Below are 15,453 nucleotides of genomic sequence, written 5' to 3'. Positions count from 1 at the left end.
ATTTGTCTGTTTGCTTATTCAGTCCATGACTCAAGAAGCGAGAATTCGTGTACCGATTGCGGTGCCATTAAATAACGATGGCAATTGTTCTGCATGGCGCCAGCTAGCAATATCGACAGGGCGCTGTAAGGTAGAAGCCGCTTCCAGTGCCGCATTCACTTTGACAATCATGCCATCTGTAATAATGCCTTGTTCAATCAGCTTCTGTGCTTTGGTGGTGGTCATTTCATCAATTTTTTGACCTTTACCATCCAAAATGCCGCTGACATCAGAAAGCAGTACTAGATCCGCATTCAATGCCTGAGCAATCGCTGTTGCAGCTTGGTCAGCGTTAACATTCATTAATTGCCCATCATTCGTGATCCCAATAGAGCTAATAATTGGCAAGTAACCCGAAGACAGTAAAAGCTTGAGTAATTTCGCATCACCCGCTTTTGCACTACCAACATGACCCAGTTCATCATTAATTTGCGTTACCACTGCGCTGTGACCATCCCCAAGAGACAATCCTACTGCTTGTAGTTGATGTTTAATCGCCCACGCTAATAATGTTTTATTCGCCGTACCGGCTAAAGCACCTACAATAATGTCGATTTGATCAGCTGGAGTCACACGCAGCCCTTGTTTCTTCACGACAGGTAATTGCAGCTTTTGCATCAATTCATCCACTAAACAACCACCACCGTGCACAATGACCAACTCACGTTGATGAGCCTGACGATAGGTTTGGATTGCCGTAAATAATCTTTCTAGCGCTTCTTCGCTATCGAGTAACACACCGCCCAGTTTAATGACTAAAGGTTGCATGGAGATTTATCCTTAATAAATTGCCATAAGAGCATTAAAGTAATGATTGCGTTTCGTTGAAACCAAACCGAATATTCATGCATTGAACCGCTTGTGCGGCGGCACCTTTTAATAGGTTATCTTCTGTCCCGACTAAAATCAGGTGTTCACCTTTCAATACAAATCCGATATCACAAAATGGCGTGCCAACGACCGATTTCAGTGCAGGTACACCTTTGTCATATAAACGAACTAACGGTTTATCGTGATACGCGCCTTTAAATGTTTGGCTAATTTGCTCCGTTGTTACGCCGGCTTTCACTTTACAAGTGATGGTCGCCAGTATACCCCGTGCAAAGTTGCCTAAATGTGGCGTGAAGATGACCTCTCTACCTAGATGTGTGGCTATTTCAGGTTGATGACGGTGGGTAAAAATACCGTATGGCTGCAAGCTCACTTCGCAGAAGCTATTGGTCATTGATGCTTTACGCCCTGCCCCTGAAACACCGCTCGTCGCATTGATCACTGGCCACATGTTTTCATCGAGTAAATCCGCTTCAATCAACGGCTTTAATGAAAGCTGAGAAACAGTTGGGTAACACCCCGGTACAGCAATCAGCTGAGCTTGGCGGATTTTATCTGCCTGCCATTCCGCTAAACCGTAAACTGCTTGCATTAACCACTCGGTGTTTGTATGTTCGAAACCGTAGTATTGCGGATAAAACGCCGCATCTTGAACACGATAAGCACCAGAAAGGTCAAAGACCACACAACCCGCTTCAAGAAACTGAGGCGCGATGTCATGACTCACTTCATGGGCGGTTGCGAGGAAAACAACATCGATACCTTTTGCCGCCTCAGCCACATCTGTGAGGGGTTGGACCGGAAGATCAATGATGCCTTTATACTGGGGATGTAAATCAGAAAAGCATTTACCCGCATCTGCACTTTGTGCAGAAACCATCAATCCAGAAAGATGAATTTCAGGATGACGTTGTAAGTAAGCGGCTAATTCTGCTCCAGTATAACCACTGGCCCCGACAATGAGTGTGTTCAACATGTGTTTTCTACCTTGTACTCGTGACCCAAACAGTTTAATGTGTATTTTTATTCAAATAAAGTGCATGAATATTGATACTATTATGGATAAAGGCTGTCAACAGTGAATATTAAATTACCTGCATTTATTGAGATTTATCGTCAATTAATCGCCACTCCGTCGATCAGTGCGACCGATTCGCAACTCGATCAGAGTAACCGAGCACTCGTGGAGCTATTAGGTGGATGGTTAGAAACCTTAGGCTTTACGGTGAATATTCAACCGGTCCCTGATACACGAGATAAATATAACCTGTTAGCATCGATTGGTGAGGGCAATGGCGGATTGATGCTCTGCGGTCATACGGATACTGTTCCATTTGATGACGGACGCTGGAGTAAAGATCCTTTCAAGCTCACCGAGCATGACGGCAAGCTATACGGGCTTGGTACCGCCGATATGAAAGGTTTTTTTGCTTTCATTATTGATGCGCTGCGCGATGTTGACCTCAGCACCTTAAAACGCCCATTACATATTCTCGCGACCGCCGATGAAGAAACCTCCATGGCAGGAGCGCGCTTTTTTGCTGCTAGCACGGAATTACGCCCTGATTTCGCCATTATCGGCGAGCCAACATCCTTGCAGCCTATCCGCGCGCATAAAGGTCATCTTTCTAATGCTATCCGCATTACGGGCCAATCAGGGCACTCCAGTGATCCAGATAGAGGCGTGAATGCGATTGAATTAATGCATGAATCCATCTCTCACCTGATGACCCTAAGAAATACATTGAAAGAACGCTATAACAACCCCGCGTTTGTTATTCCTTATCCAACAATGAACTTTGGTTATATCCATGGTGGTGATGCGGCAAACCGAATTTGTGGATGCTGTGAATTGCATATGGATATTCGCCCACTGCCGGGTTTAACCTTGCAAGATCTCGACGAACTTCTCAATGAAACCCTTGAGCCAGTTCGTGCAAAATGGCCGGGTCGTTTAGCGATTGAAGAGATGCATCCCCCAATCCCTGGCTATGAGTGCCCAACGGACCATAAAATGGTCGCTGTGATTGAGCAGCTATTAAATAAAAAAGCAGAGACCGTTAACTACTGTACAGAAGCACCGTTTATCCAAGAACTTTGCCCAACGCTGGTACTCGGTCCTGGCTCTATTGAACAAGCCCACCAGCCTGATGAGTTCATCGATATGAGCTTTATTGAACCAACCCGCCAACTCATCAGCCAAATGGTCGAGCACTTCTGTTTTACTGAATAGTGTTTTACTGAATAATTTTGCACTTCATGCGGAGCCGACCAAGCTCCGCATTTTCTTCATCATGAATTTTTCTCTTGTTGTGCCTGAAAAAACATCAATTCAAGATTTGATTTAAGGGTTGACTCTCGCTCAATATCAAGTAATCTCTATTTAGACGTCTAAACGTATAGAAGTTTACATGGATGTATATAATCGGATAGTGAAACTAATAATTAAATAATAAGTCTGTTAAGGCGAGGTCACGGGTATGAGTTTCTTTCACGCAAATCAGCGCGAAGCGTTGAACCAAAATTTAGCTGAATTAGATGGGCAGATTAATGTCTCATTTGAATTTTTCCCACCTCGCTCAACAGAAATGGAACAAACTCTGTGGAAATCCATCGATAGGCTCAAAGTCTTAAAGCCGAATTTTGTCTCTGTCACCTACGGAGCCAATTCCGGTGAGCGAGACAGAACCCATAGCATCATTAAAGACATTAAAGATAAAACTGGGCTGGTGGCAGCACCTCACTTAACCTGCATTGATGCCAGTCGTGATGAGTTAAGAGCTATCGCACGGGATTATTGGGATAACGGTATTCGCCATATTGTTGCGTTACGCGGCGATCTCCCCGATAACAGCCAAAAGCCTGAGCTGTATGCTGAGCATCTAGTCGAGTTACTGAAAACAGAAGCTGACTTTGATATTTCAGTGGCAGCTTACCCAGAGGTACACCCAGAAGCTAAAAGCGCCCAAGCAGATTTAATTAATTTAAAGAAAAAAATTGAGGCTGGTGCCAACCGCGCAATTACTCAGTTTTTCTTCGATGTGGAAAGCTATCTACGCTTTCGTGATCGCTGCGTTGCAACCGGCATTGATGTGGAAATTGTTCCAGGAATTTTGCCTGTCTCTAACTTCCGCCAGCTCGAACGTTTTGCCAAGCTCACCAACGTGCGTATTCCAAGTTGGATGAACAGAATGTATGAAGGGTTAGATGATGACCCTGAAAGCCGTAATCTTGTTGGTGCATCGATTGCGATGGATATGGTGAAAATTTTAAGTCGTGAAGGGGTAAAGGATTTCCATTTTTATACCTTAAACCGCTCTGAGTTAACGTATGCTATTTGCCATACCTTAGGTGTCAGACCGCAATAACGCTTCTATTCCATATAACTTATCGGGCTATTTCATCAGAAATGAATTAGCTCGATAATATTTCCTATTTATCACGTCACTTGTAAATTACACTCAAAATTAGAGTAAATATAACACATCATTATTAGACTGGTTTAGGAAGAATATTACAGAAATAATTTCAAAAACACACCTAAATAGAATTAAATTCTTTAAGCTTTTAATTTAAAATATGAAGATAGATCAATCCAAAACAAATAGTCTTTTAATGATGAATTATACAATGTCATTAAAACCCTAGAAAAACGCTACGTTATCTTTAATAATGACAATACCTCACATCATAGAAATATTAATTTTCAATAACTTACCCCTCTCACCAAAAATCACATCCTATTGATACAGCTCACTTTTTCACATTAAATGACTTAGTGAAATTTCAAATTAACAGCGTTGTAAAATTGTTACTTTGGATTAACTTCAAATTTAAATTATATTTACTATGAAAACAAACCATCAAAATAACCACGATTAAAATAAGACTTTTCCTTAAATGACTTTATTCTAATTTATTTTTATGCTTATATGAAAATATAAGTTCACTGATCCTTCCTAGTAATACTGTCTCAATTATTGAGGAGATTCGTTGTATGAATAATAAATCAGTATCTTCAAAATATAGTGAATTAGATGATATCTATGCATCACTTGATTTATCCCAATCATTACCAAAATCGAAATTCCCAACCAAAGAAAGCGACCCACGAAATGTCTTTAGTGCGGTGCGTGATGAGTTAATGCTAGATGGTAATTCCCGACAAAACTTAGCGACATTTTGCCAAACATGGGTTGATGATGAAATCCGCAGTTTGATGGATCTCTCTATCGACAAAAACATGATTGATAAAGATGAGTATCCACAAACTGCCGAAATTGAAAATCGTTGTGTGCATATGCTAGCCGATTTATGGCACTCCCCTGATGCACTCAATACATTAGGTTGTTCAACCATTGGCTCTTCTGAAGCGGCAATGTTGGGCGGTTTAGCGTTAAAATGGCAATGGCGTAAAAAACAAGCCGCCAAAGGAAAACCGACCGATAAACCCAATTTAATTTGTGGTCCAGTACAAATCTGCTGGCATAAATTTGCGCGTTATTTTGATGTCGAACTGCGTGAGATCCCACTGGAAGGCGACCGCCTGATTATGAGCCCTGAAGAGGTCATCAAACGTGTCGATGAAAACACTATCGGTGTTGTTCCAACATTAGGTGTGACCTTCACTTGCCAATATGAACCCGTAAAAGCCGTACATGATGCACTGGATAAACTGCAAAAAGAGACGGGCTTAGATATTCCTATTCACGTGGATGGTGCAAGTGGTGGTTTCCTCGCACCTTTCTGCGCGCCGACATTGGAATGGGATTTCCGTTTACCACGCGTCAAATCCATCAACGCTTCTGGGCACAAATTCGGTTTAGCGCCATTAGGTGCTGGATGGGTTGTTTGGCGTGAAGCGAAAGATCTCCCTGAAGAGCTCATTTTCAATGTGAACTACCTTGGCGGTAATATGCCAACTTTCGCCTTGAACTTCTCTCGTCCTGGTGGGCAAATTATTGCTCAATACTACAATTTCCTACGCCTTGGTCGCGAAGGCTACGCAAAAATTCATAATGCGTGTTATGCCACCGCTCAATATCTCGCCCGTGAAATTGAAAAACTGGGTCCATTTGAGATGATTTTTGATGGCGATAGTGCCAAAGGTATCCCTGCACTTGCATGGAAATTAAAAGATGGCGTAAAAAACAGTAACTACTCTTTATACGATATTGCTGACAAATTACGTAGTCGCGGTTGGCAAGTTCCTGCCTACTCAATGCCTGCAAACCGCGAAGATCTGGTTATCCAACGTATTCTCGTCCGTCATGGTGTTAGCCTAGACCTTGCCTCATTACTCATTGAAGACTTCAAGCGTACTCTCGAATATTTCGAGAAACACCCAGTCAGTACACCACTTTCTGAAGAAGAAAGCGGTGGATTCAATCACAGCTAATCCTTAGTCGTTTATCCAGTCGGCGTATCCATTCGTGCGCCGACTGATTTCAGAAACATATGACAGGAGAATGAGCATGGCGACGTCAACAGCAGCTCCGGCCGCAAAACAACTCACCTTGTTAGGTTTTTTTGCGATCACCGCTTCCATGGTGATGGCAGTCTATGAATATCCGACATTCGCCACATCGGGTTTCAGTTTAGTCTTCTTTTTACTCTTGGGGGGATTACTGTGGTTTATTCCTGTTGCCCTCTGCGCTGCCGAAATGGCAACTGTTGAAGGCTGGGAGGAAGGCGGTATTTTCGCGTGGGTATCCAACACATTGGGAGAACGTTGGGGATTTGCAGCTATTTCATTTGGCTATCTACAAATTGCGATAGGGTTCATTCCGATGCTGTACTTTGTGCTCGGGGCACTATCCTATATTTTAAATTGGCCTGAATTAAACACCGACCCCATCACCAAAACTATCGGCGCACTGGTGATTTTATGGGTACTCGCTTTTACCCAATTTGGTGGTACAAAATATACAGCCAGCATCGCAAAAGTCGGTTTCTTTGCTGGGATTTTATTACCCGCTCTAATTCTCGTTGGATTAGCAATCAGCTATCTCGCGAGCGGTGCACCTTTAGCTATCGAGATGAGCACAAAAACGTTTATTCCTGATTTCACACAAATCGGCACCTTAGTCGTCTTTGTGGCGTTTATCCTGAGTTACATGGGAGTCGAAGCTTCTGCAACTCACGTTAATGAGATGAAGAATCCTGGGCGAGATTACCCAGCAGCAATGTTTTTACTGATGATTGCAGCAATTTGCCTCAGTTCAATTGGTGGGTTATCTGTTGCTGCGGTAATCCCAAACAGTGAAATCAACCTGTCTGCTGGCGTGGTACAAACCTTTGAAGTGCTCGTTAGCCACTTTAATTCAACCCTAGATTGGGCAGTACGAATTATTGCCGCTTTACTATTACTGGGTGTATTAGCAGAAATTGCATCTTGGATTGTGGGACCTTCCCGTGGGATGTATGTGGCTGCCCAGAAAGGCATTCTGCCGAAAAGCTTTGCGAAAGTGAATAAAAATGGCGTGCCCGTCACATTAGTTATTTCACAATTGCTGATCACCACGGTTGCCATTATTGTGCTAACCAATACAGGTGGCGGTGGAAACATGTCCTTCCTTATTGCCTTAGCGTTAACTGTGGTTATTTATCTGTGTAGCTACTTTATGCTGTTCTTGGGTTATATGCATTTAGTCTGCAAACAATCTGATAAAAAACGGGCATTCAACATTCCGGGCGGTAATGGTCTTAAATTGTTAATCGCCGTTGTTGGATTGGTCATTTCAATTTTGGCTTTCGTTGTGTCGTTCTTCCCACCAAGCTCATTACCGGGTGGCGCAGATGACACTACTTACGTCACACTGCTAGCCGTGAGTTTTGTGATAATCTTCCTGCTACCTTTTGTGATTTATGCTTTCCATAATAAAGCCGGAAAATCCACTAACGTTTCCATGGTGCACATCAAAACCCACAATGCCCCCGCAAACCATTTCTTTATCCATCCACGGGCGCGTTCTCCTTATCATTTAATTCATAATGATAAGAACAAAAAATAACCCTCGACCATAAACTAAAAAGGCTGCCAATTGGCAGCCTTTTTACTGACAGTAATTAATTGCTAACCTGTATTACGCATACCCGCTGCGACACCAGCAATCGTCACCATCAACGCTTGTTCCACACGAGGGTCTGGATGCTCTTGCTGACGAGAACGCTGAAGTAATTCTGCTTGAAGTACGTTAAGTGGGTCGGTATAGACGTTACGCAGTGCGATGGATTCAGCGATCCACGGTAAATCTGCCATAAGGGCTTCGTCTTTAGACACCGCCAATACGCTCTTAATATCTTCCGATAACTGGTCACGTAGTTTTTGCCCTAACGGCCATAAGCGTTTTTCCACGAGGCAATGGTCATAGTATTCCGCCAGCCATAAATCCGCTTTCGCATACACCATTTCTAACATCGCAATACGCGTTTTGAAGAATGTCCACTCTTGCCACATTTCATCAAGAACGGCTTGCTTGCCTTCTTTTTCAATAACATGTTTCAGTGCTGCCCCAGCACCTAACCATGCAGGTAACATTAGACGGTTTTGCGTCCAAGCAAAAATCCAAGGGATCGCGCGCAGCGTTTCTACCCCACCTGTAGGACGGCGTTTTGCAGGTCGAGAACCTAATGGTAATTTACCTAATTCCAATTCAGGCGTTGCGGCTCGGAAATAAGGAACAAAGTCGGGTTGTTCGCGGACATAATCACGATACATCGCGCAGGAGACATCCGACAGGGAATTCATCACCGATTTCCACGCTTCTTTAGGTTCCGGTGGTGGCAGTAGGTTAGCTTCGAGGATTGCACTTGCATACATCGCCAAGCTGCTAATGGTTACTTGCGGTAAACCAAACTTAAAGCGAATCATCTCGCCCTGTTCCGTCACACGCAATCCACCTTTTAGGCTTCCCGGAGGTTGAGAAAGCAACGCAGAATGTGCAGGTGCACCGCCTCGACCAATGGTGCCGCCGCGACCGTGGAACAGTGTTAGTTTCACACCTTCTTTGTCACACAATTTAATCAACGCATCTTGCGCACGGTATTGCGCCCATGATGCCGCCATCACCCCGGCATCTTTCGCGGAGTCTGAATAACCAATCATCACCATTTGGCGATCGTCAATCAGCTCACGATACCACTCAATGCTGAGCAACTTAGTCATCACGCTTTCGGCATTATTTAAGTCTTCAAGGGTTTCGAACAGGGGAGCAACCGGCAATTTAATCGAAGCACCCGCCTCTTTTAGCAGAAGCTTAACTGCTAAAACGTCGGATGGTACTTTTGCCATTGAGATCACGTAAGCTGCAATGGAATCATTCTTCGCTTTGGCAATGACGCGACACGTTTCGAATACTTCTTGCGTTTCTGGCGTTGGTTGCCAGTTTTGTGGGATCAATGGACGACGCGATTGCAGCTCGGTCAGTAAGAAATCTTGTTTCTCTTGTTCAGACCAATCGCCATAATTACCCAGCCCTAAATATTCAGTCAGCTCAGACAACGCATCGGTATGACGAGTGCTCTCTTGGCGCACATCGATGCGCACTAATTGCAGGCCAAAACTGCGGATACGCCGTAAAGTATCTAACAATGAGCCATTAGCAATAATGCTCATGTTGCAGGCCACCAAAGATTGGTAGCAAGCGTATAGCGGATCCCATAATTGGGCATTATCCGTCAGTAAATCTGCGGGAGGCAGGACTTGCTCGCCCTTCACGCGACGTTCCAAATATTCCAATGTAGAGAATAACTGACTACGCAAATTTTTGGCTATTTGACGATAAGGTTCATCCACCTCATCACCGCCCGCCAGCGCACGCAATTCAGGCGTTGCTTCCGTCATAGAAAGTTCAGACACCAGCACTTGAATATCTTTTAAGAATAAATCTGCGGCTTTCCAACGACTTAATAATAAAACATGGCGGGTCACTTCAGCGGTGACGTTCGGGTTACCATCACGGTCACCGCCCATCCATGAGGTAAAGCGAATTGGGTTTGCTTCAACAGGTAATTGTGCGCCAATCGATTCTTCGAGCTGTTCGTTGAATTCCCGTAAAAATGCAGGAACACCTTCCCATAAGGAATTTTCAACCACGGCAAAACCCCATTTCGCTTCATCAATGGGTGTTGGACGAATTTTACGGATTTCATCAGTATGCCAAGATTGTGCCACCAGCTGACGTAAACGGCGCATGATATTGTTACGCTCGTAGTCGGCTAAATCATCATGATCGAGCTGAGATAAACAGGTGTTCACCTCAACCAATTTATGAATTAAAGTGCGGCGCGCAATTTCTGTTGGGTGAGCGGTGAGAACTAATTCGATAGAAAGCTCTTCAACCGCTTTTTGAATATCTTCGTGGCTAAAATCGTGCTCTTTCAAGCGCCCAAATAGCTTTTGCAGGGCAACAGGATTGCTGGCCGCTTCGCCATGAGGAGAAATACTGTGGTACTGCTCTGCCACGTTGGTTAAGTTTAAGAATTGGTTAAATGCCCTCGCAACGGGTAGTAGCTCATCGTTAGTGAGTGTTTGCAAGGTCATTAATAATTTTTGGCGCTGAACTTCATTACCCGCACGGGAGGATTTGGATAGCTTACGAATGGACTCAACCTTGTCGAGGATATCTTCACCAAGAGCGTCTTTGATGGTATCACCGAGTAGCTTACCCAACATACTGACATTACTGCGCATTGCGGAATATTGCTGATTCATGGGACTCCTGATCTTGTGCTGTTGGCAGGATGCCACCCCGCTTCTGGTGAACGGTTAACAAACTGCGCTGGATTTCCTGTAATAAAATTTCAGTCGGCTAGAATTATGTTTTGTGATGCAGACCGCGAATTTCACCCTGTACCCTATATTCATATCAGAAAAAAAGTGCTTTGGGTGATTTTTATGAAATTTAATTACAGCTCTATTTTTATTAATTTTTCTTATTTAAGTATTGTTTCAGCGCAATCTATCGTCGATTCAGCACTTTTAAGTCATGAATCTTACTTAAGAATAAAATAGGAATGAGAAAATTTGAGAAACAGCGTTAGCGCACGAGTCAATCTACCCCGTGCGCCTTGGATAATAACGGGTAATGCCGTTTATAAAAGCTGAGAAAGTCGATTCAGGTCTGACTGAATTGCACCGGCAGTCACATCTCGTCCAGCCCCCGGACCACGAATGACTAATGGGTTATCACGGTACCAACGGCTTTCTATCGCAAATACGTTGTCGCCCGGCAATAAAGACGCAAGAGGATGCTCAGGTTTAACCGCCTCAACCCCCACTTTCGCTTTGCCTTTTACCGCATCAAAACGCGCCACGTAACGCAGAACCAGTCCCAATTCACGTGCTGCTTCTAAGCGCTGCTGCATCTGCTCGTTAATCACCGCACTATTTTCGAAGAATTCATCCAGTGAACCCGTTTCGGCTTGCGCTGGCACTAAAGATTCCACACGAACCTCATCAGGCTCAATATCATAGCCCGCTTCTCGCGCTAGAATAATCAGCTTGCGCATAACATCTTGCCCAGACAAATCAATGCGAGGATCTGGCTCCGTTAATCCTTGTTGCCACGCTTGCTCCACTAATTCACTGAATGGCACCGAGCCATCAAATTGTAAGAATAACCATGATAATGTCCCAGAGAAGATCCCGCTGATCGCCAAAATGGCATCACCACTTTCTTTGAGATCACGCACGGCGTAGTTGATCGGTAAGCCAGCACCAACAGTTGCATTGTACAGCCAGTGACGCCCTGTTTTGGCGAATGCGTCACGAATGTCACGATACTGCTGAGTGGGTGCCGCACCCGCTATCTTATTTGCACTGATCACATGGAAACCGTAACTGGCAAAATCCACATAACTATTAGCCAATTCACCACTGGCCGTCACATCCAACACAATCAAGTCATCGTATGGGTGTGCTCGCATCCATAAAAACAGATTATCGTCCTGATGCTCCACCGCTTCATCATCAAAGAAGGCTAACGCACGACTTGGATCAATACCTTGGTAATTCAGTAAGCTACGACGGCTATCGACAACTCCCGCCAGCACAAAATCAAAATCACTGCGTGCTGAAATATTTTGCTGCTCGACTGAAAACAGCTCTAGCCAACGAGCTCCGATATTGCCTTTCCCAAACAACACTAAGCCAATACGCTTTTCGGCGCGGAATAAGCTTTGGTGCATTCCTTGAATAATATGTTCAGTTTGATTAGTACGCAGTACCGCAACTAAGCTAATGCCATCTTCTGAGTGCCAGATAAACTCAACCGGCTGTCCTTTGAGTTCTTCATAGAAACGGTGGCTGTGCAGTGGTTTTTTACACACGCCAGCACCGACCAGAGCGACCAGAGAAAAACCTTCACGTAATGAAAGCGACCCCGGTAGCGCAGCTTCTTCCAACACATTCAATGCGCTTTCCACCACTTCTGACGTGTAGCAAAGCTGCAAAATTGCACGATCGTGGTGGATGCCCCGCGCCAGTGGGCGAAGCTGTACGCGCTTTAATAATAAATCCACATCTTTGCAAATCTGATTAAAGTCGCGACCTGCTGCAATACGCAACTCAATTAAGCAAACATCATTGTGACTAGTGACAATTTTTGCGCCTGTACCTGATGCTAATACACGCTCAATTTTAGTCGAGCCTTGTTCTGGCTGGTAGCTACAGCGCAGCTGTAAATCAATATTACTGACCGAAACGGGCTGTAAAGTACGCGTGTGCAATACAGGTGCAGCAAGGCGAGCCAATTCACTCGCTTCATCTAAACGTAAAAGTGGGAGCAAACACGCATCCTTGACCTTACGAGGGTCGGCGCTGTATACCCCTGCGACATCACTCCAAATCGTCACTTTATCCACATCCGCTAATGCCCCAACTTGGGTTGCGGAATAGTCGCTACCATTACGACCTAAAAGGACAGTTTCACCTTTTTGGTTACGGGAAATAAAGCCTGTTACCACAAGACGGCGTTGCGGATATTGCACGAGTAGTTGCTGTAACAGCTGGCGAGACTGAATTTCATCCACTTGAGGCTGAGCCGCTCTTTCTGCACGTAGAAATGCGCGTGCATCCAACCAAGCGCTTGCCATATCAAACTGTTCTAGTACAGCGGACATGAGCCGTGCAGACCAAATTTCACCGTGTCCGACGACTTCAGCATAAGTGGCATCATTGATGGGTTTGTCCAATAAACTGCTGAGTCGCTCTAAATCTGCGATAAAAAGTGAATTTAATTCGTCTGCCTGCGCTTCCGGTAATAAACCGGTGATCAAATCTTGTTGATAACGGCGCAGTGTTTGCTGCACTTGATGAGCCGAAATGCGGTCACTCTGACTCAATTTTAGCCAACTAATCAGCTGGTTTGTGGTACTCCCTGCCGCAGAAACAACCATTAAATCGCCGGGTTGGCTATAGTTCGCCATAATGGTAGCAACACGCTGATAACATTTCACATCAGCTAAACTACTTCCCCCAAACTTATGTAACTGTCGGTGACAAGGGATCACCTCAAATGCTGTTATTGCACTCATCAAAAACTCCGCTAACGTTATGACGCAACCTTAAATGCGTGGCTCAAATCTGCGATAAGATCCTGACTATCTTCTAGACCAACCGAAATGCGCAGTAAACTATCCGTAATACCTGCTGCAGCTCGCGCTTCAGAAGACATGCCGGCATGGGTCATGGTCGCCGTATGGGAAATCAAGGTTTCTACACCACCGAGAGATTCCGCTAATGTAAATAGAGTCAGCGCATGTAAAAATTGACGAATTTGCGCTGCATCTCCTGCAAATTCAAAACTTAACATTGCCCCAAAACCTGCTTGTTGTGCGGCAGCAATGTGATGTCCCGGATGATCACTCAAAGCAGGATAATATATTTTCTTCACCAGTGGCTGAGTTTTAAGATATTTTACGATTTCACCCGCATTGGATTGCTGCTGTTTTATACGAGGTAGTAATGTTCTCATGCCTCGAAGTAATAAATAACTGTCGAATGCGCCCCCAGTGACACCAATATTATTCGCCCACCATGCTAATTCTAGAGCCCATTTCTCTTCCTTGGCAATCACAGCCCCCGCAATAATATCTGAATGACCATTAAGATATTTTGTACAAGAATGTACAACAAAATCAGCGCCTAACGCTAACGGTTGCTGTAATGCGGGACTTAAAAAGGTGTTGTCCACCACCACGAGTGCCCCGACTTGGTGCGCTAATGCTGCAATATGCTGGATATCGTAAATTCTCAGTAGGGGGTTACTGGGTGTTTCGATGAGGACAAGTTTCGGCTTTTTCGCCAGCGCAGCTTGCAATGCTGACTCATCGCTTTGATCTACAAATTCAACCTGATAAGCTCCCTTTTGGCTCAAGCTGTTGAACAATCGATAACTTCCGCCATAACAGTCATGAGGGGCAACGAGCAGATCGCCCGGCTGCAATAATACCGTGCATAATAGATGGAGAGCTGACATTCCACTGTTAGTCATTACGGCACCACTTCCCCCTTCCAGCTGCGCCAGTGTCCGCTGTACGATATCTCGCCCAGGATTACCACGACGAGAATAGTCATGCGCTCTCGGCTCATTAAAATCGGTAAAGTTATAGGTGCTGGATAAATAGATGGGAGGGACAACGCAACCAAATTGCGAGTCTTCATTCAGTCCATTATGTATCGCGATAGTGGATGGCTTGTATGTCATAAACGTCTCTCCAAGTGTGGGATAGCTCAAATCATACTCAAAGCAAATTTAGACGTCAACATGTCCGGACGTCTAAACCTCTTTACGTTTATAACAACTAATGGAATAATCAGCCATAATAATTATGTGCCAATGGATAGTTGAATCCCGTTTCTGGCGCAATAATGGCTTTAATTTGTTGATTATTAAATGTATTTAATAATGATTTATGCCATTTGCTCTTAACCTGTATGCCGAGAATGTCTTGAAAAAAATTCATCTTCAGAATTTTGAAATGGGCACTCGCATATGACTTTTATTATTAATGAACATATCCAAGGTATCTCATGGCTGAATGGAATGGTGAATATGTCAGTCCGTATGCTGAACATGGCAAAAAAAGCGAGCAAGTCAAAAAAATCACAGTATCTATTCCTTTAAAGGTACTAAAAATTTTGACGGATGAACGTACACGTCGTCAGGTCAATAACTTGCGCCACGCGACTAACAGTGAGTTACTGTGCGAAGCCTTTTTGCATGCGTTTACTGGTCAACCTCTGCCGGATGATGATGATCTGCGCAAAGAGCGTAGTGATGAGATTCCTGAAGCAGCAAAAGGAATCATGCGCGAGCTCGGTATTGACCCAGATACTTGGGAATATTAAATCCCTCGGCAATTTTTTAACACTCGACACGCAAATGCGAGTCGAGTGTGGTCCACCCTACGCTTTATCTAGTCATATCCCTCATTAATTCTCATTATCTTCATACTGTTAAGCAAACTCATTTACTGCCGATAACCAATGTGCACTTATCATCACGGGTTAATCTCTTAAACCTTTAATTCGTCAAATAAGGTGTGATTATTTTTTCCTATAAAGGTTATTTTTACAGC

10 protein-coding genes are annotated in these 15,453 nt (G+C 44.2%); 5 read left to right on the top strand and 5 right to left on the bottom strand.

Annotated elements, in window-relative coordinates; translation table 11 throughout:
• Positions 1-30: 30 nt before the first annotated feature.
• Both argB and argC read right to left on the bottom strand, forming a co-directional pair.
• Positions 31-807 (bottom strand): acetylglutamate kinase, encoded by a 777-nt coding sequence (gene argB / locus PR795_RS17075; RefSeq protein ID WP_006660496.1) that lies wholly within the window; start codon positions 805-807, stop codon positions 31-33.
• Positions 808-841: 34 nt separating this feature from the next.
• Complete coding sequence (argC, locus tag PR795_RS17070) at positions 842-1,846, bottom strand: N-acetyl-gamma-glutamyl-phosphate reductase (RefSeq protein ID WP_036967104.1); 1,005 nt, start codon at positions 1,844-1,846, stop codon at positions 842-844.
• Positions 1,847-1,948: 102 nt separating this feature from the next.
• Between argC and argE the strand changes: the two genes are divergently transcribed.
• The 4 genes from argE (at position 1,949) to gadC (ending at position 7,883) form a co-directional block, all read left to right on the top strand.
• Positions 1,949-3,103 carry an acetylornithine deacetylase gene (gene argE, locus PR795_RS17065; protein WP_036974333.1) on the top strand — a complete coding sequence of 385 codons (1,155 nt, stop codon included), beginning with the start codon at positions 1,949-1,951 and terminating at the stop codon, positions 3,101-3,103.
• A 247-nt stretch (positions 3,104-3,350) separates the two neighbouring features.
• Positions 3,351-4,238, top strand: a complete 888-nt coding sequence (metF, locus tag PR795_RS17060; RefSeq protein WP_006660499.1) for a methylenetetrahydrofolate reductase — start codon at positions 3,351-3,353, stop codon at positions 4,236-4,238.
• 629 nt (positions 4,239-4,867) lie between these two features.
• Entirely contained in the window at positions 4,868-6,268 is a 1,401-nt protein-coding gene (locus PR795_RS17055; RefSeq protein ID WP_006660500.1) for a glutamate decarboxylase, read from the top strand.
• Between the two features lie 76 nt (positions 6,269-6,344).
• Positions 6,345-7,883, top strand: coding sequence for a glutamate:gamma-aminobutyrate antiporter (gadC, locus tag PR795_RS17050; protein ID WP_006663179.1), 1,539 nt, complete (start codon positions 6,345-6,347; stop codon positions 7,881-7,883).
• A gap of 62 nt (positions 7,884-7,945) precedes the next feature.
• On the opposite strand, the gene ppc is transcribed toward gadC, so the two are convergent.
• The 3 genes from ppc to metB all read right to left on the bottom strand — a co-directional run bounded on the left by ppc (position 7,946) and on the right by metB (position 14,579).
• The gene (ppc, locus tag PR795_RS17045) at positions 7,946-10,585 is read right to left on the bottom strand and encodes a phosphoenolpyruvate carboxylase (RefSeq protein WP_036962582.1); all 2,640 of its coding nucleotides are present in this window, start codon (positions 10,583-10,585) and stop codon (positions 7,946-7,948) included.
• 380 nt (positions 10,586-10,965) lie between these two features.
• Positions 10,966-13,407 (bottom strand): bifunctional aspartate kinase/homoserine dehydrogenase II, encoded by a 2,442-nt coding sequence (locus PR795_RS17040; RefSeq protein ID WP_006660505.1) that lies wholly within the window; start codon positions 13,405-13,407, stop codon positions 10,966-10,968.
• A gap of 17 nt (positions 13,408-13,424) precedes the next feature.
• A complete protein-coding gene (metB, locus tag PR795_RS17035) occupies positions 13,425-14,579 on the bottom strand; it encodes a cystathionine gamma-synthase (protein ID WP_006660506.1) in 1,155 nt (384 codons plus the stop codon).
• A gap of 326 nt (positions 14,580-14,905) precedes the next feature.
• Between metB and metJ the strand changes: the two genes are divergently transcribed.
• The gene (metJ, locus tag PR795_RS17030) at positions 14,906-15,223 is read left to right on the top strand and encodes a met regulon transcriptional regulator MetJ (protein WP_006660508.1); all 318 of its coding nucleotides are present in this window, start codon (positions 14,906-14,908) and stop codon (positions 15,221-15,223) included.
• Positions 15,224-15,453 lie beyond the last annotated feature (230 nt).

Source organism: Providencia sp. PROV209 (genome assembly GCF_028479485.1).
Classification (GTDB): domain Bacteria; phylum Pseudomonadota; class Gammaproteobacteria; order Enterobacterales; family Enterobacteriaceae; genus Providencia; species Providencia alcalifaciens.
This window is presented reverse-complemented; position numbering and strand designations above follow the sequence as displayed.

Coding starts and splice junctions, on each gene's coding strand:
- argC (WP_036967104.1), bottom strand. CDS start 1,846: ATGTTGAACACACTCATTGTCGGGGCCAGTGGTTATACTGGAGCAGAA.
- metB (WP_006660506.1), bottom strand. CDS start 14,579: ATGACATACAAGCCATCCACTATCGCGATACATAATGGACTGAATGAA.
- PR795_RS17055 (WP_006660500.1), top strand. CDS start 4,868: ATGAATAATAAATCAGTATCTTCAAAATATAGTGAATTAGATGATATC.
- ppc (WP_036962582.1), bottom strand. CDS start 10,585: ATGAATCAGCAATATTCCGCAATGCGCAGTAATGTCAGTATGTTGGGT.
- argB (WP_006660496.1), bottom strand. CDS start 807: ATGCAACCTTTAGTCATTAAACTGGGCGGTGTGTTACTCGATAGCGAA.
- PR795_RS17040 (WP_006660505.1), bottom strand. CDS start 13,407: ATGAGTGCAATAACAGCATTTGAGGTGATCCCTTGTCACCGACAGTTA.
- gadC (WP_006663179.1), top strand. CDS start 6,345: ATGGCGACGTCAACAGCAGCTCCGGCCGCAAAACAACTCACCTTGTTA.
- metJ (WP_006660508.1), top strand. CDS start 14,906: ATGGCTGAATGGAATGGTGAATATGTCAGTCCGTATGCTGAACATGGC.
- metF (WP_006660499.1), top strand. CDS start 3,351: ATGAGTTTCTTTCACGCAAATCAGCGCGAAGCGTTGAACCAAAATTTA.